The organism is Pontibacter indicus, assembly GCF_900156345.1.
Taxonomy (GTDB): domain Bacteria; phylum Bacteroidota; class Bacteroidia; order Cytophagales; family Hymenobacteraceae; genus Pontibacter; species Pontibacter indicus.
The window spans coordinates 173,940-194,108 of the sequence record NZ_FTPP01000001.1 but is presented as its reverse complement, the minus strand read 5'-3'; the positions used below and the strand labels follow the sequence as shown (position 1 = coordinate 194,108).

General features: G+C 51.3%; 20 protein-coding genes. 5 read left to right on the top strand and 15 right to left on the bottom strand.

Annotation, left to right across the window (positions count from 1 at the left end):
• Positions 1–199 precede the first annotated feature (199 nt).
• Positions 200–2,356 carry an SEC-C metal-binding domain-containing protein gene (locus tag B0B12_RS00860; protein WP_076665631.1) on the top strand — a complete coding sequence of 719 codons (2,157 nt, stop codon included), beginning with the start codon at positions 200–202 and terminating at the stop codon, positions 2,354–2,356.
• A gap of 233 nt (positions 2,357–2,589) precedes the next feature.
• Here the strand turns inward: B0B12_RS00860 and B0B12_RS00855 are convergent, their stop codons facing one another.
• The 3 genes from B0B12_RS00855 to B0B12_RS00845 form a co-directional block, all read right to left on the bottom strand.
• The gene (locus B0B12_RS00855; protein WP_083704033.1) at positions 2,590–3,882 is read right to left on the bottom strand and encodes a hypothetical protein; all 1,293 of its coding nucleotides are present in this window, start codon (positions 3,880–3,882) and stop codon (positions 2,590–2,592) included.
• A gap of 3 nt (positions 3,883–3,885) precedes the next feature.
• Positions 3,886–4,332 (bottom strand): hypothetical protein, encoded by a 447-nt coding sequence (locus tag B0B12_RS00850; RefSeq protein WP_076665630.1) that lies wholly within the window; start codon positions 4,330–4,332, stop codon positions 3,886–3,888.
• Between the two features lie 163 nt (positions 4,333–4,495).
• The gene (locus B0B12_RS00845; protein WP_076665629.1) at positions 4,496–5,140 is read right to left on the bottom strand and encodes a thioredoxin family protein; all 645 of its coding nucleotides are present in this window, start codon (positions 5,138–5,140) and stop codon (positions 4,496–4,498) included.
• Between the two features lie 373 nt (positions 5,141–5,513).
• Here B0B12_RS00845 and B0B12_RS00840 point away from each other — a divergent pair, with 373 nt between their 5' ends.
• The 4 genes from B0B12_RS00840 (at position 5,514) to B0B12_RS00825 (ending at position 9,526) form a co-directional block, all read left to right on the top strand.
• Positions 5,514–6,707, top strand: coding sequence for a proline dehydrogenase family protein (locus tag B0B12_RS00840; protein WP_076665628.1), 1,194 nt, complete (start codon positions 5,514–5,516; stop codon positions 6,705–6,707).
• Positions 6,708–6,868: 161 nt separating this feature from the next.
• Positions 6,869–8,674, top strand: a complete 1,806-nt coding sequence (locus tag B0B12_RS00835; RefSeq protein WP_076665627.1) for a hypothetical protein — start codon at positions 6,869–6,871, stop codon at positions 8,672–8,674.
• A gap of 6 nt (positions 8,675–8,680) precedes the next feature.
• Positions 8,681–9,130 carry a 6-pyruvoyl trahydropterin synthase family protein gene (locus B0B12_RS00830; RefSeq protein ID WP_076665626.1) on the top strand — a complete coding sequence of 150 codons (450 nt, stop codon included), beginning with the start codon at positions 8,681–8,683 and terminating at the stop codon, positions 9,128–9,130.
• A gap of 165 nt (positions 9,131–9,295) precedes the next feature.
• Positions 9,296–9,526: a hypothetical protein gene (locus B0B12_RS00825; RefSeq protein WP_076665625.1), complete on the top strand. Its 231-nt coding sequence runs from the start codon at positions 9,296–9,298 to the stop codon at positions 9,524–9,526.
• 85 nt (positions 9,527–9,611) lie between these two features.
• Here the strand turns inward: B0B12_RS00825 and B0B12_RS00820 are convergent, their stop codons facing one another.
• From B0B12_RS00820 to B0B12_RS00765, 12 genes are all read right to left on the bottom strand, one after another.
• Positions 9,612–10,379 (bottom strand): ABC transporter permease subunit, encoded by a 768-nt coding sequence (locus B0B12_RS00820; RefSeq protein WP_076665624.1) that lies wholly within the window; start codon positions 10,377–10,379, stop codon positions 9,612–9,614.
• Positions 10,376–11,086, bottom strand: a complete 711-nt coding sequence (locus B0B12_RS00815) for an ABC transporter ATP-binding protein (protein WP_076665623.1) — start codon at positions 11,084–11,086, stop codon at positions 10,376–10,378. The genes B0B12_RS00820 and B0B12_RS00815 overlap by 4 nt, the downstream gene beginning before the upstream one ends.
• Complete coding sequence (locus B0B12_RS00810; protein ID WP_076665622.1) at positions 11,019–12,347, bottom strand: nitrous oxide reductase family maturation protein NosD; 1,329 nt, start codon at positions 12,345–12,347, stop codon at positions 11,019–11,021. Before B0B12_RS00810 ends, B0B12_RS00815 begins: the two co-directional genes overlap by 68 nt.
• Entirely contained in the window at positions 12,331–12,798 is a 468-nt protein-coding gene (locus B0B12_RS00805) for a nitrous oxide reductase accessory protein NosL (RefSeq protein ID WP_076665621.1), read from the bottom strand. Before B0B12_RS00805 ends, B0B12_RS00810 begins: the two co-directional genes overlap by 17 nt.
• A 16-nt stretch (positions 12,799–12,814) precedes the next feature.
• Positions 12,815–13,396, bottom strand: a complete 582-nt coding sequence (locus tag B0B12_RS00800; protein ID WP_076665620.1) for a hypothetical protein — start codon at positions 13,394–13,396, stop codon at positions 12,815–12,817.
• An 82-nt stretch (positions 13,397–13,478) separates the two neighbouring features.
• Positions 13,479–15,515, bottom strand: coding sequence for a Sec-dependent nitrous-oxide reductase (gene nosZ, locus B0B12_RS00795; RefSeq protein WP_076665619.1), 2,037 nt, complete (start codon positions 15,513–15,515; stop codon positions 13,479–13,481).
• A 17-nt stretch (positions 15,516–15,532) separates the two neighbouring features.
• Entirely contained in the window at positions 15,533–16,078 is a 546-nt protein-coding gene (locus tag B0B12_RS00790; RefSeq protein WP_076665618.1) for a c-type cytochrome, read from the bottom strand.
• A gap of 278 nt (positions 16,079–16,356) precedes the next feature.
• Positions 16,357–17,124 (bottom strand): ABC transporter permease subunit, encoded by a 768-nt coding sequence (locus tag B0B12_RS00785; RefSeq protein ID WP_076665617.1) that lies wholly within the window; start codon positions 17,122–17,124, stop codon positions 16,357–16,359.
• A 3-nt stretch (positions 17,125–17,127) separates the two neighbouring features.
• Entirely contained in the window at positions 17,128–17,835 is a 708-nt protein-coding gene (locus B0B12_RS00780; RefSeq protein ID WP_076665616.1) for an ABC transporter ATP-binding protein, read from the bottom strand.
• Positions 17,798–19,096: a nitrous oxide reductase family maturation protein NosD gene (locus B0B12_RS00775; RefSeq protein WP_076665615.1), complete on the bottom strand. Its 1,299-nt coding sequence runs from the start codon at positions 19,094–19,096 to the stop codon at positions 17,798–17,800. The genes B0B12_RS00780 and B0B12_RS00775 overlap by 38 nt, the downstream gene beginning before the upstream one ends.
• Complete coding sequence (locus tag B0B12_RS00770; RefSeq protein ID WP_076665614.1) at positions 19,080–19,547, bottom strand: nitrous oxide reductase accessory protein NosL; 468 nt, start codon at positions 19,545–19,547, stop codon at positions 19,080–19,082. Before B0B12_RS00770 ends, B0B12_RS00775 begins: the two co-directional genes overlap by 17 nt.
• Positions 19,544–20,146: a hypothetical protein gene (locus B0B12_RS00765; RefSeq protein ID WP_076665613.1), complete on the bottom strand. Its 603-nt coding sequence runs from the start codon at positions 20,144–20,146 to the stop codon at positions 19,544–19,546. Before B0B12_RS00765 ends, B0B12_RS00770 begins: the two co-directional genes overlap by 4 nt.
• Positions 20,147–20,169: the final 23 nt, after the last annotated feature.

The window sequence follows — 20,169 nt, the reverse complement described above, 5'->3', positions numbered from 1 at the left end:
ATTATAGGAAAAGGGCTATATTAGTTTCTTTAAATGCAGATGGTAAGTACAAGGGAGACTCAGAAAAAGGATAACACACAACACTAGCTTTGCATTTATACCATTTTGATGTCTTGGAGACTACTCTAAGTAGTATTAATAAACGTGCATAAATGATATAGTATTTATAAATTTCCTACAATTTCATTTAGAATACCTTATGGTAAAACAACGAAGAAAAGAATCTGAAGTATTCTCTGATTTAGCTAAATTGTGTGCTTCTCCCGGTTATGTTCATGCTATTGCATACTTATGTTTTCGTGACAATACAGTAGAGCATGGTGATACAGTAACTGCAAATGATATTTTAGAGAAACTTTCTTCTGATAAATTAATTAGAACAGAAATATCAACTCTAATAGGACTCGCCTGCAAAGGAAATCTAAATACAGAATTGCCCCCACTTGATGTCTTAAACTACCTAATAAGTACAACAGATATCTTATTGAAAGAGCTTCATCAATCCATGATGCCCACTATGGAAGATATCTTTAATCCTGATATGCTAGGAGATAAAGACTTTAATCCGTTTAATAAAGGCGCTTTATTGAGAGAACCTATATTCTATGGGGGAGAATCTGCATATCACTTTCAACACAGAGATCTTTCATACTTAAAATATCACAATGATAATGACTGGTTTCTAGTGAAGAAGGGATTCTCAATACAGCATGCTATTGATGTTGTAACTTCTATCCAGCTTCTCCAAAACGTAAAGCTCAATTTTGAAATGCTTCAGTTGATGGATAAGCATCCAGATGAGAGGAGTTTTCTTTCAGCTTTCAAATTTACCGCAGAGGAAGTAAGTAAAGTTGCAAATATTGAAATTAGTACTGTAAGAAATGTACTTGAATCGTTTGTGTCAACCGACTTATATGAATTCAATTCTTTAGATGACTTCAACCCTAAAAATGCATACCCAATAATCAAATTACCAGGAGAAGAATATTTGCTGTTTCAAATATACAGTTTAATGCAGGCACTTTATGAAACTCCATTTTTCTGGTTACACGATGACAAAGAATACAGACAAACTGCAATGCAGCACCGCGGTGAATTTGCTGAAGCATTTTCTGCGGAGCGCTTAAAACTTGTGTTCGGAGCAAATAGAGTATTTTTAAATGTCAACATTTATACTTCTAAAAAGACGTTAGCTGGTGAAATTGATGTATTAGTAGTATTTGCTAATAGAGCTATTGTATTACAGGCGAAATCGAAGAAGCTCACAATCGCGGCACGTAAGGGTAATGACAATGTCTTACAAGATGATTTTAAAAAGGCTGTTCAGAATGCTTATGATCAAGCATTTTTATGCTCAGATTTATTGATTGATAAAAATCATAAGCTCTATGATAACCAAGGAAACGAACTAGATATCAAACGAGAATTCAAAGAAATTTATCCATTCTGTATTATCTCTGAGCATTATCCAGCACTTTCTTTCCAAGCAAGACAGTTTTTAAAGTTCAATACAACTGAAATAATAAAATCACCATTTGTAATGGACGTCTTTTTGCTTGACGTTATGACTGAGATGTTGCAGTCTCCACTACATCTACTAAGTTATATCAATAGAAGAACATCTTACGGTGATAAAATTTTTTCTACTCACGAGCTAACAATCTTATCTCACCATCTTAAAAACAATCTTTGGATGGATGATCAGTATTCAATGATGCATCTTGAAGATGATTTGTCTGTTGAGCTTGATCTTGCAATGCTTACTAGACGAGAGGGAATACAGGGTATCTCTACACCCGAAGGTATTTTAACTAAATATGAGGGCACCCCTTTTGACCAATTAATTAAAGAAATTAATAATCTTGAAGATCCATCTGTTGTAGATTTAGGGTTTATGCTGCTTTCAATAAGTAGTGAAGCTATTGAAATGTTAAATGATGGGATATCTCGCATTATTAAGTTGTGTAAAGAAGATGGCCAAAACCATTCGTTTACGCAAACATTCATTGATTCTGACTTTGGTTTGATAATTCATTGTAACAATGACCATCCATCTGTTGCAATATCCCGCCTAGATTCCCACTGCCGACTTAGAAAATATGCTCAAAAAACAAACTCTTGGTATGGCTTATGTATTGGACCAAATACCCCAAAGATAAAATTAGGAATAAACTTATGTTATAAGTGGGTTCACTCAGCCGAAATGGATGAGCTTGTCAAAGATTTACCCACATCCCAAAACTTTAACGGTAAGTTCAATTCCCCAACTATGCCTAGTAAGAAGAAAAAGACTGGACGAAATGATAAGTGTCCATGTGGCAGTGGTAAAAAGTATAAAAGATGTTGTTCAGCCTAAAATAAAAGCCTGTTTTGGTAATAATATCTTTAACATGCTACATAAGAAGTGTTGCGCCTCGCATAATTTAAGAACACATCCGTTACAGATAGTTAATTCTTCCAATAAAGTATGGAATGCAATTAAATAACGAGAACTCTTTTAAGCTGCAAACTAAGTCACAAGTTACGCTAAGACCGAACTTGTGATTTAGTTTGCAGCTTATTTACATAATTAATCCCGTAAACCCTGATTCAGACAATCCTTCCCACCCCACTCACCCTCAACCCCTTTTGCCCCAAAAACAACATCCCCAACCCCAGCGGCATGGGCACACTCGCCCAGAACATCAGCCAATTGAAATCAAGCAAAGCTCTCAGCCCCAGCCAGAGCAGGGTGCCCTGCCCGAACAGTATTAATTCCGTAGCGAAAAAGCCCATCAGGAAAAGCGCCAGCCCGATACCGCCATACCTGCCCATTCGGTAGAGGCCTTGCTGCAACAGGAAGCCCAGCACGAAGAGCGAAACAAAACCGAGCAGGGACAGGTGCAGGTAGCCGATGATGAAGTAGCGGAGTTTGTAGGCCAGGTCGGCCATGTACGGGAAAGCGGAGGCGGTTTGCAGGGCCAGTTTCAGCACGAAAAAGAACAGCGCCATACCTACCAAGGCCCGCACCCAGGGCTTGAGCAACAGCACGGTTTCTACCCATACCTGCCACACTACTTTTGCCAGGTATAGCAGGCCCGCCACTTGCATGGCTACCGACACATACCCGATGGCGTATACCCAGTCCGCAGGCTGGGTCCAGAGCACCGACAGCGAATAGGCAGGCAGACAGGCCAGCGCCAGGAGCCAGAAAGCCCGCATAGCCCAGCGGCGGTTGAACGCAATGTGGTGGCGCTCCAGAAACCAGAACAGCAAGCCGAGCACGGCAAAGGTAAACCAGCCGTTGTACTGGAAGTGCAGGTAAAAATAGATGGCCGAGTAGTAGAGTTCGCCGCCAATGATGCCTTTCGCCATAATCGGCCCCATGGCCCAGGGACCGATGGAAGACACCACCATAAACAGCAAGGCCGCCCCGATGTATTTCAGGGAAGTGGTGTGCGTGCCGGTGTCGACATTCAGCTGCACATGGCGCCAGTAGCTGCGGGCAAACCAGTAGCTGAGCAGAATGTGCATCGTCGAGAAGATGATGGAAAAGAGCGCATAGCCCTGTACCGGGAACGTGAACAGCATGCCCAGCACCGATACCTGCGTCAGGAAAAACTGCCGTCGGAAGGACTTTCGAGCCTCAGCCGTCACCGCTGGAAAAATGTAAAGCAGCGCCGCAAAAAAGGCGCAGTAGAGCCAGCCTAGCAAAGCCACATGCGAGTGCGCGTGCAGGAAATATTTAAAGTTGATGCCCACAATGGGCGACACCATGAGCCAGCGCAGAAAAAGGCCCAGCATGGCCACCAGCACAAAATACCCCAGCGCAAGCCGCGCCCGCATCAGGGTATCCTGTTCAATGTGTGGTAGCTGCTGCAGCCTTTCCCTGACCTCTGTCATCGTTTATTCAAAGTACTGGTTATATTCCTTCAGTCGTGCACTCACCCGTGCAAAGGCTTCTTCTGACTGATGCTCGTCATTGCCGGCCAGCAGGTTCACGTCCTCCACCAGCGGCATCAGGTATACGTGCAGCATGTCGTGATCGGGTCCCTTCATGCGGCAGTCCTTGAAAAGCTGTTGCATCTCCGCCTTCATGGCCTGACCCAGATCGTTGTAAGCTCCCGCTGAGGTATGCTCTGCCTGTGCGTTGAACTCCTGTACCATACCCTGTAACTGGGCCATGTGACGGTTGGTTGGCTCATCGGCTTTCCAGCGCTCGGTGCCGTTCAGGGCAAGCTCCTGCGGATGCTCTTCGTGAATCACTTCGGTATGCTCTGTTTCCAGATCGCGCTCTGTGCCACACATCGAGGTGAGGCTAGCCAGCAAAATGGCCATAATCATCAATTTCATAGTAAGTTTTTTAAGGGTTTTACTAACTGTTTAACAAAGGACAAAAGTCGCATGGTGCCAGATGCTACAGATCACACATCTTTTGTCCTTTGACTGTATGTCAAAATTCCTTCGTCTATTCACACGCTGCTTAAAAGGCCTTTGCTAAAAGCACCGGGCAAAGCTAAGACACAACCTCCTGCTCCCCTTCTTTCACAGTCAAGGTATGCTGTACCAGCCGCAGCAAATTCTGCTGCAGCGCTCGGCTGCGGTCCTGGGCATAGAGGGTGTGCACCAAGGTATGAATGTCTTCTTTCGCCGCGTTCGGGTATTTCTCCCGGAACTGCAGCAACTCCTCCAGTATGGCCAGCGGCCGCGGCCCCCAGGTAAAGAGCCGCTCGTTCGTTTCGGCGTTCAGGCAGATCAACTTAGGTATAGCACGGCTTCCATTGGTGAGGCAGGTGTCCATCCAGGCCGGGTTTTCGTCGCGTAGAATGATGGTCAGCTCGATGGTGGGCACGGCCTCGGCAATGGCGGCCAGCGCCGGCAGCTGCTGCGCACCGTCCCCGCACCACGACTCTACCAACACGATCCAATGCCACTCCGTACGCGGCTGTTGCAGGGCTGTCAGCAACTCCGGATCTATTTTGAATTGCTTCTCCACGCGCTTCATGCGCTGCAGGTTAAGCTTGGTAAAAGCGATGCGCTCTTCGGTCTGCTCTGGTCCTGTGGTCAGTCCTTTGGCTACATATTCCTCCATCAGCTTCCTGTAACTCTGGTACGTCAGCGGATTGATAAGTTCAGGTGTGAGTGAATCGGGGGTATTCATGGGTTTAAATTAAATTTCATGCAATTCTACCCTTTTCCCACCCTACATAAAATGATTTAAGTCACTCGCTTTCAATATTTAACACACCTTAAATCAGCTGTAAAAACAAAAGCATAGAAAATGATCTATGTCATTATTTAGACTAACGATGCTCATTTCTGCGGTGTGGGATCGGACCTAACTTGTGCCTTCATCCAAGCTTAAATTGTCGTGCCATGCTGCAACGGATTTATGGGAGCCCACGCGCCCATTCTTCATCTAAAACAATGCCGGGCATTGCCCGGTTAACTGTACCGCTGCGCCGCACTTTACTGGCTAAACAATCTGCTATACCTGAATCAGAAACACATCCATCCGAAGAAATGCAACACGCATGAATACGACCACTGTAAAACCGACCAGCACCTTCGATCCGAACGACCTGAAGATCGCCTTTAGCACCAAGACGGACAAAGAGCTCAAACTCGCCCACTTCCTTTTCAAGATGATGGGCAAACCCACTCTGGTCAAGCTGGGCGGCATCGCCTCCATCTGGGCTATCAAATTAGGGCTTCCGATTAAGGGGCTGGTAAAGGGCACCATTTACAGCCACTTCTGCGGGGGCGAAACAGCACAGCAGGCGCAGCGCGCCATCCGCCGTATGGCCAATGCCCGGGTATACACCGTGCTCGACTACGCCGCCGAGGCCAAGGAGGACGAAGCCGGTTTCGACCACGTGCTCGACGAGATCATGCGCAACATCCGGCTGGCGAAAGTAACAGGCGAGATCCCTTACATCAGCGTAAAGCTGACAGGTATAGGTTCCCGTGAGATATTTGAAAAACTGCAGGAAGGCACGCCGCTGACTTCAGAAGAACAGGCCGCTTTTCAGCGAACAGAGAATCGCCTGGACCTAATCTGCAAGGCCGCCTACGAAGCCAACATCACGGTATATCTTGACGCCGAGGAGAGCTGGCTGCAACAGCCCATGGACGAGCTGGCCGAGAAGATGATGCTGCGCTACAACGAGCGCCGTGCCGTGATCTTCAACACGCTGCAAATGTACCGCACCGACCGTATCGCCTACCTCACTGATTTGCTCAAAAGAAGCGAAGGCTATGACGTGATACTGGGCATCAAGATCGTGCGCGGGGCCTACATCGAGAAAGAGCAGGAACGGGCTGCTGCGCAGGGTTATCCTTGTCCGGTCTTTACTGTGAAGGCCGACACCGACCGCAGTTTCGACGGTGCCATTGACATCTGCCTGCAGCACCTGCACCGTGTGGAGCTTTGCGCCGCCACGCACAACGAGGCCAGCACCCGCTACCTCGTCAACCAGATCAACCGTCAAGGTATAGCCGATCACCATAAGCGTATCCACTTCTCGCAACTCTACGGCATGAGCGACAACCTGACCTACAACCTGGCCAGTGCAGGCTACAACGCGTCCAAATACCTGCCTTACGGCGACGTGGCCACCACCCTGCCCTACATGATCCGGCGGGCGGAGGAGAATACATCGATTGCCGGGCAAATGGGTAGAGAATTGAGGTTGCTGGAGGCGGAGATGAAGCGAAGGGGGCTTTAACCCCTCCCCGACCCTGAAAATGATAGCAGGCGAATTGCTACAGCCACTACAATGCTATACCTGGCACCAGGGAGGCGAAAGCTCCAGATTTCTCCCTTCAGTCGAAATGACAGAAAGGGCATAAAGTAAAACAAAATCAAACCGATACCACACTTACATTCATGATTAAAAACACACCGCACACCTTCCACATCCCGGTTATGGGGTTGGCCTTTTCCATCGACTCGCCCATGAAAGTGGCGCAGTATGGTATTTCGTCGGTTGTCTCGCTCAGCGACGACACCCTGATCGAGCAGATGCGCGAGTACTACAGCCAGGTATACCAGGAGCCGTTCACGCCCATTACGACGAAAGAAGAGGACTACCGCGCCCGCCGCATCACGGCTTACCTGAACCTGGCCGACCGCATCGTGAAGCTGCAGGTAGAGGCGCTGAAACAAGAGCCCTTTGATTCGGAGTCGCGCCTGACCAAGTATTTCCTGCTGTTGCCTGACAATACTCCGCTGAAGGCTATGTACCGAAAAATGCTGCAGACCAGCAATCCGGAACTGAAAAAGATCATGCAGGATGAGCTTAGGAAAGCCGTGGTACCGGGAAGCATCGATGTGAACATCATGACCAAGCTAGACAAAACCAATTACGACAAAGATGGCAACCCGCTGCCTTCGGAATATTCCGACGCCCTGGCGGCCTTGCGTGGTTTTGCAAAAAGCACGGTGCATGCTTCGGTGATCTTTTCGGCAGGTATGAACATGCGCCTCTACAGTTACCTCGAGCAGTTCCCCTGCTTCTTCCCGGATAAAAACGGCTTCCTGCAAAAGCAAGTGGTGATTAAAGTAAGCGACTACCGCTCGGCCTTTGTGCAGGGAAAGATACTGGCAAAAAAAGGCATTTGGGTGTCGGAGTTTCGTATCGAGTCCGGACTGAACTGCGGCGGCCACGCCTTTGCTACCGACGGCTACCTGCTCGGCCCGATTCTGGAAGAGTTCAGGCAGAACCGCCAGGCCATGCAGGACGAGCTCTATACCTTGTTCAGCAGCAGCCTTGCAGCCAAAGGCTATGTTATACCTGACAAGGCGCCCACCATGCACATCACGGTGCAGGGCGGCATCGGCACAGCAGATGAACACAGCTTTTTGCTGGAGCACTACGGTATGGACGCCGCCGGCTGGGGCACACCTTTTTTGCTCGTACCCGAAGCCACTACGGTGGATGCGGAAACCATGGAGAAGCTGGCGCGCGCGAAAAAAGAAGACCTATACCTGAGCCCGATCTCCCCGCTGGGCGTACCGTTCAACTCCCTCCGTGGCACCAGTTCTGAGGCGCTCACACTAGCTCGCATCGAAAAAGGAAAGCCGGGCAGCCCGTGCGAAAAGAAGCACCTGGTGTCTAACACTGATTTCACGAAAGAGCCTATCTGCACCGCCTCCCGCAAATACCAGCGCAACAAGTTGGTGGAGCTGCAGGGATTAGGCCTGACGGAAGCGGAATACAAAACAAGGGAAGCCAAAGTGCTGGAGAAGGAGTGCCTTTGCGAAGGGCTGGCCAATACCGCTCTGGTCAAACTAGGTATAGCCAGAAAAGCCGTCGCTTCCAGACCCATCGCTATTTGCCCGGGTCCGAACCTGGCTTACTTCTCTAATATTTTCAAGCTGCAGGAGATGGTCGACCACATCTATGGCCGCGTGAATGTGCTCAACAATACCTACCGCCCGCATGTGTTCATCAACGAGCTCAACATGTATGTGCAGTACTGGAAGAACAAAAAGGCCGAGCTGCAGGAAACCATGACCGATAAGCAGGAAAAATACCTGCAGAGTTTCTGGCAGAACCTGCAGCAAGGTATAGCCTACTACAAAGAGCTGGTGCCGACACTGTTCAAAGACCAGCTCGAGAAACGCATGCAGATGCTGGAGGAACTACTGGAGGCGGAAGGCCAGCTGCAAGTGGCAAATCAAAAGGTATAGCAGCACATGAGCAAAATACGTTTAACCCGCCTGTTCACGTTTGAAGCCGCACACGCCCTGCAGAATTACAAGGGTGGTTGCCGCAACATTCACGGGCATTCTTACCGGCTGGAAGTCACCATCATCGGCACTCCAATCGTGAACGAAATGCACCCGAATGACGGCATGGTGATGGACTTCAAGGATCTCAAAAAGATCGTGCAGGAAACCATCATCGACCCGATTGACCATGCGCTGCTGCTGCGCGAGGATGCGCCGTCTGAGCTGGTAGAGGCATTGCGGCACCTGAACCACAAACTGGTGCTCACTCCTTTTCAGCCAACCTGCGAGAACATGCTGCTGGACTTCAAACAAAGGCTGCACCCCTTGCTGCCACAGCAGGCAGAACTGCACAGCCTCAAGCTTTGGGAAACGGAAAAGTCCTTTGCGGAGTGGTACGCGGCTGATAATGTGTAAATAAGTGATCTAACTTTCCGAACCGTTCTGTTCATGAGCCTAAGCCCCTGAGCAGGACGGTTTTTTTGTAACTCGATATCGTGTTTTAACTGGTTTTCATCCACATACTTTGAAACGAAGGCGTTTTAAACTCGTTTTAGATAGTTCAAACCAATAGATGCGACTATGAAAAAGATACTGATCATGTTAGCCGGTGTGTTCTTTTTTTCGTGCAGTAGTGACAATACCACACACGACACGGCCGGGGATGCGGATAACCGCAACACCGAAACGATGGATGAAAGCGTGGAAATTGGAGCTGGTGAAGAAATAAGCCCACAGCTAGATATGGAGGGCGACTCGGCAGCCTTTGACGTAGACACGGTCTCAACTACGGACACATCAAATCAGCAATAGGCAAGAGCATAAAAAATCCCCATCCATCGCAGGACGGGGATTTTTTATGGAGTATATTTCAGATCAGCGCTATCCTATACCTGTGCTAAATATCCCGTTTTTGAAACACCCTTCTGGAGGTGAGCAGGGGCACGAGCACCCAGAGCAGGAGCACTAGGAAGGCGATGCCCACGCCCCAGGCGCTGCCGAAGATGCTCTTGTAGAGAGCGCCGGTGTAGCCCATCATGGCCGACACGTCCAGGTTCAAAAGCACCATCACCCGCCCCAGGTCCACGGGGTTGAGGGCCGTCAGGGCCAGGGTGGCGTACTCGAGCGGGTAGTCGCCGAAGGAGTAGAGGATCAGGAGCACGATGCCGTCGTAGATCAGGGCAAAGTAGAACCAGAGCAGCAGCGCTATACCTATCCCTTTCGCTTTATCGCGCGTGATGACCGAGGCCAAAAAGGCCAGGGCCACGAAGATGAAGGTGACGAACAGGCCCGTGAGCACCAGGTACAGGCCCGTGGCGCCGGGGGCGAACAGGAGCACCGGCACCCCCACCCCCAGCAGGAAGGCCGCCGAGAGCGAGAGCGAAACGCCCCAGTACTCGCTCAAAAAGATGCGCGAGCGGCGGATGGGCTGGGAGACCAAAAGCTCCATGAACTCGTAGGAGTTGTAGAAGTGGGTGGTGGCAAAGACGATGCTGATCAAAGGCACGGTCAAAAGCACCAGGTTCAGCAGGCTCAATAGGCCCTTGTCGGGGCTGCCGCCCAGGTTGAAGAGGCCGATGGAGAGCAGCAGGAGAAACAAGGTATAGGCCACCACAATTTTGCTGCGCACGATGTCGTAAAGCACGTATTTGATGATCTTGTTCATAGGGCAGCTCCTCCATTCATCATTTTAGCGACTGCACGGCTCAGGCGGGTTTCCTGTGTCTGCGCCTTCAGGTCGGCAATCGTTTCGTAGAACATAATGGCCCCATCTACCAGGCAAAGGACCTCGTCGGCCACTTCTTCAAGTTCACTCATGATGTGCGAGGTGATCAGGATCAGCTTGCCTTTCTTCTTCTCTTTCAGGATTTTGCTTTTCAGGATCTCGGCGGCAAAAGGGTCCAGACCGGCGGTTGGTTCATCGAGGATAAGCACCTGCGGGTCGAATAGGAAGGCCAGTGCCGCACTCACTTTCTGCTTCGTACCACCAGAGAGGGCGCCCATTTTTTTGTCATACATCTCCTCCAGCCGGTATAGCCCAATCAGTTCATCATCCACGGTGGCCTCTTTGCGGATGTCGCGGATCATCTCGATCACCTGCCGGATCTTCATGTTCTCGGGGTAGCGGCCAATCTGGGGCATGTAGCCGATCTGGCTGCGGTAGGCGTGCTTCTTCAGCACACTCTCACCATTTATCCGGATGTCGCCGCTATCGGGCAGCACCATACCCAGAATGCACTTGCTCATGGTGGTTTTTCCTGCGCCGTTCGGGCCAATAATCGATATCACTTTACCTTTCACAAGCTCAACGCTCACGCCACGGAGCACTTGCAGTTTGCCGTAGGACTTGTACAAATTCTCTATTGTTATCATGATCTGTTTTCTTCATTAGCGGCCGTTCATCCACTAGGTTCTGGGGGATGATACTCGGCAAAACTCTTTCCATGTTGTCGAGCAGGTCGACCATAAAACTGCGCATCAGCATCACCGAAGGCGGCACCCGCTCCACCAGCATCGCATACAAACTGACCGGGCGGTGGGGCACATCCCCTACCCCATTTTTGTCGAGGTCGTAGCCAGTGTATTTGTCCCAGTAATTGTGCTCAAAGTAGTTGTGCTGCGCATTTCCGTTCGTGCTGATGTCAAAGGAGTTGCCCGTAAAATTGTTGAGCCGGAACGTATCATCGATGCACGTGGTCATGAGCTTTATCGCCCAGCCGTTACGCTCGAAGTCATTGTTTTTGAAGTCGAGCCGGCTCGAGCTCTCCATGTGTATACCGGTGGTGTTGCGCCGGAACGTGTTGTTGTAAATAAAGCTGTTGTTTATCTCTTTCAGAAGTAACCCATATGAGGCGGCGCCCCAGTTGTCCTCAAAGGTGTTATGCTCCATCCGGACGTTCGTCGTATACATTACAGCCACCCCGGCTCCGTTCTTGCGGAAGGTGTTATGGCTATAGGCGTTTCCGTCCGAGAACATGAAGTGCATGCCGTAGCGTTTGTTGCCGTGGCTGGTATTGCGCTCTACCTTACTGTTTTTCACCGCCTCCAGGTAGATGCCGTCCCGGTGGCCCTGCACCTCGTTCCCGATGATCTGCACATTGTCTGTATAGTACAGGTGGATGGCGTTGCCGATCGACGACTCGCTTCGGTCCAGGTGCTCGCCCACCACCACGTTGTCTTTGATGACAATGCCGTCGGAGTATTGCAGGTAGATCCCAAAGTAGGTTTTCAGGATGGTGTTATTGAGAATCTGGATGTTATTCTGCTGCCTGACGCGGATCGCGGCATCGTCGCGGGTATAGCTGGTGGCCACATTTTGCAGCGTGAAGCCCTGTATCGTGACATTGTCAGAAGACACCGTGATGATCTGCCCGGTATTGTTGCCGTCTATCACCGGGTTGTTGCGCCCGATCAGGCGGATGGGCTGGGTAATCTCTATACCTGACTCCTGGTACACGCCTCCATCCACGAGCACCACGTCGCCGGCTTTCGCCTGCCTGACTGCCTCTTTCACGGAGGTATAGGCACAGGTGGAACAGACCTTCAGGGTGCCGCCAACCGCCTGCAGGCTCGTCAGCAGAAACACCAAGGTATAGGCTGTCCATACCTTAATCTGTTTACTGGGGTCTTTCATTATTCTTTACCGCTTGTTTAACACCGTCCCATTTCAGGATTCTACCACCATACTCCTCCTGCAGTTTAGTGGCCGCCACTTCGTCTGCCACGGCCGACAGGAACATGCCCATGGGGCTGGGCAGCTCGGTGGTCTGCAGAAAATGCGCCTTCTCTACCTCAATCAGGGTATTGGGGTTGGTGAAGTCCGTTACCAGCAGGTAGGCCGCCTTGTCGCCAATTTCCGGTTGCTCTATCACATAAGCCGCCAGACACTCGGCCGCGTCAAAATAAAAGGCCTTGCCTTTGTCGTTCACCAATTCAGCGCCGTAGCGGTTGTCCGACACAGTCATCTGGCAATGCGTGCAGTTGGCCTCTCCATATGGCACAGGCTTTGGCTCCACTGAGCAGCCCGCCGCTCCAATTAGCAAGAGAAGGAGGCTCAGTGTGTAAAGGGTGGTCTTGTGTAACATGTCGAAGATTTAAGGGTTAAGTGGAATTGATTTTACGCCTGCTTAAGAGGTATACGAGTCCGCCGAGGACGATAGCCAGGAAGATGCCGATGCTCCCCCAGGCAGGCAGCGAGAGCGCATTAAAGTTGAGTAGTGTTTTGTGGCCCAGCAAGGGCGGAATGTACGTCATGCCCGGAACTTTGATGGGAGCCTCGGGGCTCAGGTTGGTACCAAACTTATACAGCCAGTAATAGAAATCGGCGACGCCGACAGCACCTCCAATGGCCAGCAGCAAAACCCAGTACAGCACCAGCTTCCGTTTTCCAAGCAGCGCCACGATCACGCCGGTCACCATGAAGAAAATGACAATATAAGGCATATACTTCAACTCGGCAAACGAATCGGCGTGGATTGGCTCCATACCGATGTAGTGGTTGAGAATATTAAAATTCTGCAGCACGCTTTCCGAGCTGCCGCCCAGTTTGTTTATCCAGATGTGCAGCTCCAGCCCCTCCGGGTATTGCGGAGCTTCCAGGTATATCTTCCACATCGGTAGGAAAAACAGTGTACTAAGTGACAAAGCTGCCACTACCATCAGTATTCTCAGGTATAAGCTCATCTTTTCCTTTTGGTTTGAAGCTATAAAAAGACAGCGAAGCCTGGTTTTAACAAACTCCGCTGTCCTTTACTATCCTTTATGATTAGTTAGCGCTTGCCTGGGCCGGAGGTACCGGCCGTTTTTCGCCGGTAGAGAACTTGATCGGCACGTTAGATCCTCTCGGCGATACCCGCACGTAGCCCTGCATTTCCTGGTGGAGGGCAGAACAGAAGTCGGTACAATAGAACGGATACACACCCGGCTGCTTCGGCACCCAGCGCAACGACTGTGTAGCGCCCGGCATGATCAGGGTTTCGGCGTTGTTGGCGCCCATCACCGCAAAGCCGTGTGGCACGTCCCAGTCCTGCTCCAGATTCGTCACGTGGAAGATCACAGTGTCACCCACCTGCACGCCCTCGATGTTGTCCGGCGTAAAGTGGCTTCGGATGGAGGTCATGTTGATCTTCACCGTTCTGCCCTGCCGTGTCACCTTGGCGTCAGATTCCTTCTTCACCGCCTCGGGATGCGTGTTCTCGTCCAGTTTGTAGAACTTGACGCTGTTTGGCGCTACCATGTCAGCTTTAATGGCCTGTGCGTAGTGCGGTTCCGCCACGGTCGGGAAGTCGAGGAGCATGCGCATCTTGTCCCCGCTGATATCGATCAACTGGGCGGAGTGCAGCAGTTCAGGTCCCGTAGGCAGGTAGCGGTCTTTGGTGATCTTGTTCATCACCACCAAATACTTGCCATCCGGCTCTTTCGTGTCACCACCCGGAATCATCAGGTGACCGGGCGAGTAGTAAACCGGCATTCTGTCCAGCACCTTCAGGTCTTTTACATTCCACTTCACCACTTCCGACGACACAAACATGGTCGAGTAAGCGTTGCCTTTGCCGTCAAATTCGGTGTGCAACGGTCCAAGGCCTGGCTCCTGTACCTCTCCATACAGCACGGATTCATACTTGAACACCGGTATACCGTTCACCTCGCCGTCAAAGTCCTTGTTCTCGATCGCTTTCTGCATCTTAGAGAAAGAGAAAACAGGCAGCGTGGCGGCCAGCTTTCCGTTCACCACCATGTACTCGCCAGTCGGATCCACGTCGATGCCGTGTGGCGACTTAGGCGCCGGGATCAGGTACATCATGCCCGGACATTCTTCCGGCAGCAGGTAGCGCACCTTCTTGATCACGTTTGACTTGGCGATGTGCGAGTTGTGGTCCTTGATGTTGTGGTAATAGTTGGCCGGCATCTCTTTCGCCTTTCCTTCGGCGGCATACTTGGCAGCCAGTTTCCAGTTGATGGCCGCCAGGTAGTCGCGGTCATTCTGCGAAGCCCCTAGTTCCTTCAATGTGCGGGATTTCTCGGTGTTGTAAGTGGTGAAGAACACCCAGTCTTCAGAAGGACCCTTGCCCCCGTTGGCCAGATCGTAGTCAAAACCGGGCACGAGCACCTGGAAGTCGAGCTCCATGTGGCCGTCCTTTTCATTCGTTTTAATGAAAGAGATAGAGCCTCGGAATTTGTCTTCATACTCATCAATGGATGCGTCTCCCATACCTGCTTTATCCGTGTCTATCGGCACAGAGAAGCGCGTACCTGCCAGAATGTACTCATTGTTGTTGGTCGGGTATGGCGAGCAGTGGTTACCGGCCGAGTTCGGAATCTCCATGATCTCCACGGTCTCAAAAGTAGTCAGGTCTACTTTAGCCACGCGTGGCGTGTTGTTGCCGTTCACGTACAGGAATCTGCCATCCGCCATACCATCGGTCCGTGATAGTTTGGGGTGGTGCAGGTCATCCCACGGCACGAAACCGTGCGAGGTCATCAACATGGCTTTCGTTTCTTCGTTGTAGCCATACCCGTTTTCGGCAAACTGGGTAAAGACAGGTATGATCTTCAACAGCCTGCCCGAAGGAAGACCGAAAACAGACACCTGCCCGTTGAAACCTCCGGAAAGGAAGGAGTAATACTCATCGTGTTGTCCTGGTGGTACATAAATAGCTGAAGCAGCATCAGCGTCGACTGTGTCTGATTTCTGACCTCCTTCTCCTCCTCCACATCCCTGCAGTACCGCACCAGCCAGCAGCGTACACATCACGCCAAGCTTGGGTGCTATCGTTTTGATTTTGTGGCCTAGTACTTCCATATAATTCAGGGTTTGATTTACTTACCTTGTGCCTGGAGGTCATTCAATCTTAAGAACTCCAGTATGGCTCTCGCGTCCTTTTCATTGATGTTCTGATTCGTCATTTGCGTCAGGTGCTCAGCTAGCAGCTTCTTGGCAGTGGGGTCTTTTTTGGTCATCTCCTCGGGGTTGATCACCATGTTCATAATCCACTCCGGCTTGCGCTTCTCGGTAACGCCCAGTAGGCCTGGGCCCACAATTTTCTGGTCGGTGAGCTGGTGGCAGGCAGAGCATTTCCCTTCAAAAATTGTCTTCCCCTCAGCAGCCAAAGCATCGTCGATGTCCGCGCTCAGCTCTATAGAAGAAACAGGTCCTATACCTTTGCCATCATCCTCTACAGGAGCCTGCTCCTGCTGATGTGCCAGTCCGGATTGCTCCTGTGATTCAGTTGCATTATTTTCACTGTCTCCTGATGAACAGCTCATTAGCAAAGCGCCACAAAAAAGCGCCATTACGCTATACCTGGTGGAATTTTGTAGAAGGCCACGCAGTATTTTGTTTAACGGTTTGGACTGATTTGTCATAGTTTTGATGATTTAGGTGAGTTAGCATTAAACATTTCTGCGATTGTGTACGCACGCCAATGCTTTCGGTTTGATTCAGGAGGCGACGGCAGCGTACCGCTACCTTGCTGCTGCTTAACATTTTGTGCAATTCCTGACTCCTGAGCCGGAAACCGGGTGATAGAGTACCAGACAGAAGCAATGGTGAAATGCGGTATCCTGTAACGCAAAAGAGCGCAGGCCTTTCGACCTGCGCTCCTGCACGCACACTATTCTATTGAAACAAGGGGATGTTCGGGTTAAAGATCCCTCCTGGTAAAGGCTCTTCTGGAGGTGAGCAGCGGTACGAGCACCCAGAGCAGGAGCACGAGGAAGGCGATGCCCACGCCCCAGGCGCTGCCGAAGATGCTCTTGTAGAGGGCGCCGGTGTAGCCCATCATGGCCGACACGTCCAGGTTCAAAAGCACCATCACCCGCCCCAGATCCACGGGGTTGAGGGCCGTCAGGGCCAGGGTGGCGTACTCGAGCGGGTAGTCGCCGAAGGAGTAGAGGATCAGGAGCACGATGCCGTCGTAGATCAGGGCGAAGTAGAACCAGAGCAGCAGGGCGATGCCGATCCCCTTGGCCTTGTCGCGCGTGATGACCGAGGCCAAAAAGGCCAGGGCCACGAAGATGAAGGTGACAAAGAGGCCCGTGAGCACCAGGTACAAACCCGTGGCGCCGGGGGCGAACAGGAGCACCGGCACCCCCACCCCGAGCAGGAAGGCCGCCGAGAGCGAGAGGGCAACGCCCCAGTACTCGCTCAAAAAGATGCGCGAGCGGCGGATGGGCTGGGAGACGAGCAGCTCCATGAACTCGTAGGAGTTGTAGAAGTGGGTGGTGGCAAAGACGATGCTGATCAAAGGCACCGTCAAAAGCACCAGGTTCAGCAGGCTCAGCAGGCCCTTGTCGGGGCTGCCGCCCAGGTTGAAGAGGCCGATGGAGAGCAGCAGGAGAAACAAGGTATAGGCCACCACAATTTTGCTGCGCACAATGTCGTAGAGCACGTATTTGATGATCTTGTTCATGGTTTAGTCCTCCTCGTTCATTATTTTGGCAATAGCGCGGCTCAGGCGCTCCTCGTTCGCATTCTGCTTGATCTCAGAGATCGTGTCGTGGAATTTCACCGTGCCGTCCATCAGACACATCACCTCGTCAGCGACCTCCTCTATCTCGCTCATGATGTGCGAGGTGATGAGGATGAGCTTGCCCTTTTTCTTTTCCTTCAAGATCTTACACTTGAGTATTTCCGCTGAGATCGGGTCCAGGCCGGCGGTTGGTTCATCGAGGATAAGCACCTGCGGGTCGAACATGAAGGCCAGTGCCGCACTCACTTTCTGCTTCGTGCCGCCCGACAGAGAGCCCATCCTTTTATCATACATATTTTGCAGCCCATATAGGCCGATCAGTTCTTCGTCAATTCTGGTGGCGTCTTTGCGGATGTCGCGGACCATCTCGATCACCTGCCGGATCTTCATGTTCTCCGGATACTTCCCGATCTGGGGCATATAGCCGATCTCGCTACGGTAAGCGTGTTTTTTCAGCACGCTCTCACCCTTGAATTTAATGTCGCCGCTGTCGGGCAGCACGATGCCCAGAATGCATTTGCTCATGGTGGTTTTGCCCGCACCGTTCGGACCTATGATTGACACCACACGGCCTCCTTCAAAGCGCACGCTCAGGTTATCGAGCACGGCCAGCTTACCGTAGGTTTTGGACAAGTTTTCTATCGCTATCATGATCTATTTTCTTCATTGAAGGTCGGTTATCGACCAGACTTTCAGGTATAAAACTCGGCAGCACCCGCTCAATACTATCCATCAGGTCTACCATAAAACTGCGCATGAACATGACCGAGGGTGGCACCCGCTCCACCAGCATGGAGTACAAACTGACCGGCCGGTAGGGTACATCCCCTGTTCTGTCTTTGTCGAGGTCGTAGCCACTGTATTTGTCCCAGTAGTTGTTCTCGAACAGGTTCATGGTCGGGTTGCCGTTGGTGCTCACATCAAAGGAGTTGCCCGTGAAATTGTTGAGCCGGAAGGTATCCTGGATGCAGCTCGATAGCAGCCGGATCGCCCAGCCGTTGCGGTCGAAATCGTTGCTGGTGATGTCGAGCTGGCTGGAGCTTTCCATGTAGATGCCGGTGGTGTTGCGGCGGAACGTGTTGTTGAGGATGGCGCTCTGCGAGATATCCTTCAGCAGCAGTCCGTAGGAAGCCGCGCCCCAGTTGTCCTCAAAGGTGTTGTGCTCCATCCGGATGTTGCGGGTATACATTACGGCCACGCCGGCTCCATTGCTTCGGAAAACGTTGCGGGTATACACGTTGCCGTCCGAGAACATGAAGTGCAGTCCGTAGCGGTTGTTGCCTTCGCTTAGATTGTCATGTACCCGACTGTTGGTCACAAACTCGAAGTAAATGCCGTCGCGGTGACCTTCAGCGGTGTTATCGCTCACCTCCACATTGTCGCTGCGCCACACGTGTATGGCGTTACCCAGCGACGATTCTATTTTGTCAGCGCTCTCCCCCCGCACCACATTGCCTTTCACCACACTGTTGTCGGTGTTTTGCAGGTAGATGCCAAAGTAGGTGTTGAGTACCGTGTTGTTCAGGATCTGGATGTTTTCGAGGTCGGCCACCCGGATGGCGGCGTCGTCGCGCATGTAGCTCACGGCTACGTTTTGTACCGTGAAGCCTTCTACTTTCACGTTAGAGGATTTGATGGTGATGATCTGGCCGGTGTTGCGGCCGTCTATCACCGGGTTGTTGCGCCCGATCAAACTGATGGGCTGGGTGATCTCTATACCTGACTCCAGGTATAGGCCTCCGTCTACGAGCACCACGTCGCCGGCTTTCGCCTTGCGCACGGCCTCTTTCACGGAGTGGTGTTCGCAGGTCCTGCACACCTTTAGCGTGTCGCCGAGAGCCGGAGGGCTACCCAGCAGCCACACCAAAGCGCATGCTGACCATACTATTATGTATTTACTCAGGTTTTTCATTGTTCTTTACAGCTTTCAGGGCTTCTTCCCAGTTCAGTAGGCGGCCGCCTACCTCCTGGTGCATTTTACTGGCAGTTTCCTGGTCGGCCACGGCCGTCAGGAACATGCCCATAGGGCTTGGGAGCTCTTTGCTCTGTATAAAATTGGCGCTGCTGGCTTCAATCAGATTAGTGGGGTTTGTGAAGTCCGTTACCAGCACGTGAGCGGCTTTCGTGGCCTGTTCCGGGTTCTGGTCCAGGTACTGGGCCAGGCACTCGGCTGAATCGAAGAAGAAGGGTTTGCCTTTGTCGTTGACCAGCTCAGCGCCGTAGCGGTTGTCCGACACGGTCATCTGGCAGTGGGCGCAGTTCACTTCGCCGTAGGCGATGGGCTTAGGTTCTACCCGGCAACCTGCCAGCAGCAGGATGACTACCAGCACCAGGCAGCTCAGGTATAGGTTCAATGATTTCATGCCAATACTTTTTTAGTTGCTTTAGCCTGCACGGTGTTGCGGCTGAAGAAATAAACCAGCGCAGCGAGTAAGATCGCTAAGAAGATTCCGAAACTTCCCCAGGCTGGCAGGGACAAAGCCTCAAAATTGAGCAGTGTTTTGTTCCCAAACAGTGGTGGCACATAGGTCATGCCCGGCACTTTGATCGGGGCAGTCGGGTCAAGGTTAGTACCGAACTTAACCAGCCACAGGTAGAAGTCGGCTATACCTACGGCGCCGCCTATCATCAGCAGCACGGTCCAGGAAAGGACTAGTTTTCGTTTGCCCAGTAGGGCTACCACTATACCTGTCACCATGAAGAAGATGACGATATAAGGCATGATTTTGAGTTCGGCGAACGAGTCAGCATGGATCGGCTCCATGCCGATGTAGTGGTTGAGGATATTGAAATTCTGGATCGCCCCTTCCGTATCACCGGCTATCTTGTTTACCCAGATGTGCATTTCCAGTCCTTCGGGGTATTGTGGGGCTTTCAGGTAAATCTTCCACATCGGGAAGAGGAATAATAATCCGAGAGACAGCGAGGCTATCATCATCAGCACTTTGTGGTAAGCTTTCATCCTTGTCTGTTTTAAGGTGAAAA

Bases quoted from the DNA above. Each gene is read 5' to 3' on its own strand.
- B0B12_RS00860 (WP_076665631.1), top strand. From the start codon at position 200: ATGGTAAAACAACGAAGAAAAGAATCTGAAGTATTCTCTGATTTAGCT.
- B0B12_RS00855 (WP_083704033.1), bottom strand. From the start codon at position 3,882: ATGACAGAGGTCAGGGAAAGGCTGCAGCAGCTACCACACATTGAACAG.
- B0B12_RS00850 (WP_076665630.1), bottom strand. From the start codon at position 4,332: ATGAAATTGATGATTATGGCCATTTTGCTGGCTAGCCTCACCTCGATG.
- B0B12_RS00845 (WP_076665629.1), bottom strand. From the start codon at position 5,140: ATGAATACCCCCGATTCACTCACACCTGAACTTATCAATCCGCTGACG.
- B0B12_RS00840 (WP_076665628.1), top strand. From the start codon at position 5,514: ATGAATACGACCACTGTAAAACCGACCAGCACCTTCGATCCGAACGAC.
- B0B12_RS00835 (WP_076665627.1), top strand. From the start codon at position 6,869: ATGATTAAAAACACACCGCACACCTTCCACATCCCGGTTATGGGGTTG.
- B0B12_RS00830 (WP_076665626.1), top strand. From the start codon at position 8,681: ATGAGCAAAATACGTTTAACCCGCCTGTTCACGTTTGAAGCCGCACAC.
- B0B12_RS00825 (WP_076665625.1), top strand. From the start codon at position 9,296: ATGAAAAAGATACTGATCATGTTAGCCGGTGTGTTCTTTTTTTCGTGC.
- B0B12_RS00820 (WP_076665624.1), bottom strand. From the start codon at position 10,379: ATGAACAAGATCATCAAATACGTGCTTTACGACATCGTGCGCAGCAAA.
- B0B12_RS00815 (WP_076665623.1), bottom strand. From the start codon at position 11,086: ATGATAACAATAGAGAATTTGTACAAGTCCTACGGCAAACTGCAAGTG.
- B0B12_RS00810 (WP_076665622.1), bottom strand. From the start codon at position 12,347: ATGAAAGACCCCAGTAAACAGATTAAGGTATGGACAGCCTATACCTTG.
- B0B12_RS00805 (WP_076665621.1), bottom strand. From the start codon at position 12,798: ATGTTACACAAGACCACCCTTTACACACTGAGCCTCCTTCTCTTGCTA.
- B0B12_RS00800 (WP_076665620.1), bottom strand. From the start codon at position 13,396: ATGAGCTTATACCTGAGAATACTGATGGTAGTGGCAGCTTTGTCACTT.
- nosZ (WP_076665619.1), bottom strand. From the start codon at position 15,515: ATGGAAGTACTAGGCCACAAAATCAAAACGATAGCACCCAAGCTTGGC.
- B0B12_RS00790 (WP_076665618.1), bottom strand. From the start codon at position 16,078: ATGACAAATCAGTCCAAACCGTTAAACAAAATACTGCGTGGCCTTCTA.
- B0B12_RS00785 (WP_076665617.1), bottom strand. From the start codon at position 17,124: ATGAACAAGATCATCAAATACGTGCTCTACGACATTGTGCGCAGCAAA.
- B0B12_RS00780 (WP_076665616.1), bottom strand. From the start codon at position 17,835: ATGATAGCGATAGAAAACTTGTCCAAAACCTACGGTAAGCTGGCCGTG.
- B0B12_RS00775 (WP_076665615.1), bottom strand. From the start codon at position 19,096: ATGAAAAACCTGAGTAAATACATAATAGTATGGTCAGCATGCGCTTTG.
- B0B12_RS00770 (WP_076665614.1), bottom strand. From the start codon at position 19,547: ATGAAATCATTGAACCTATACCTGAGCTGCCTGGTGCTGGTAGTCATC.
- B0B12_RS00765 (WP_076665613.1), bottom strand. From the start codon at position 20,146: ATGAAAGCTTACCACAAAGTGCTGATGATGATAGCCTCGCTGTCTCTC.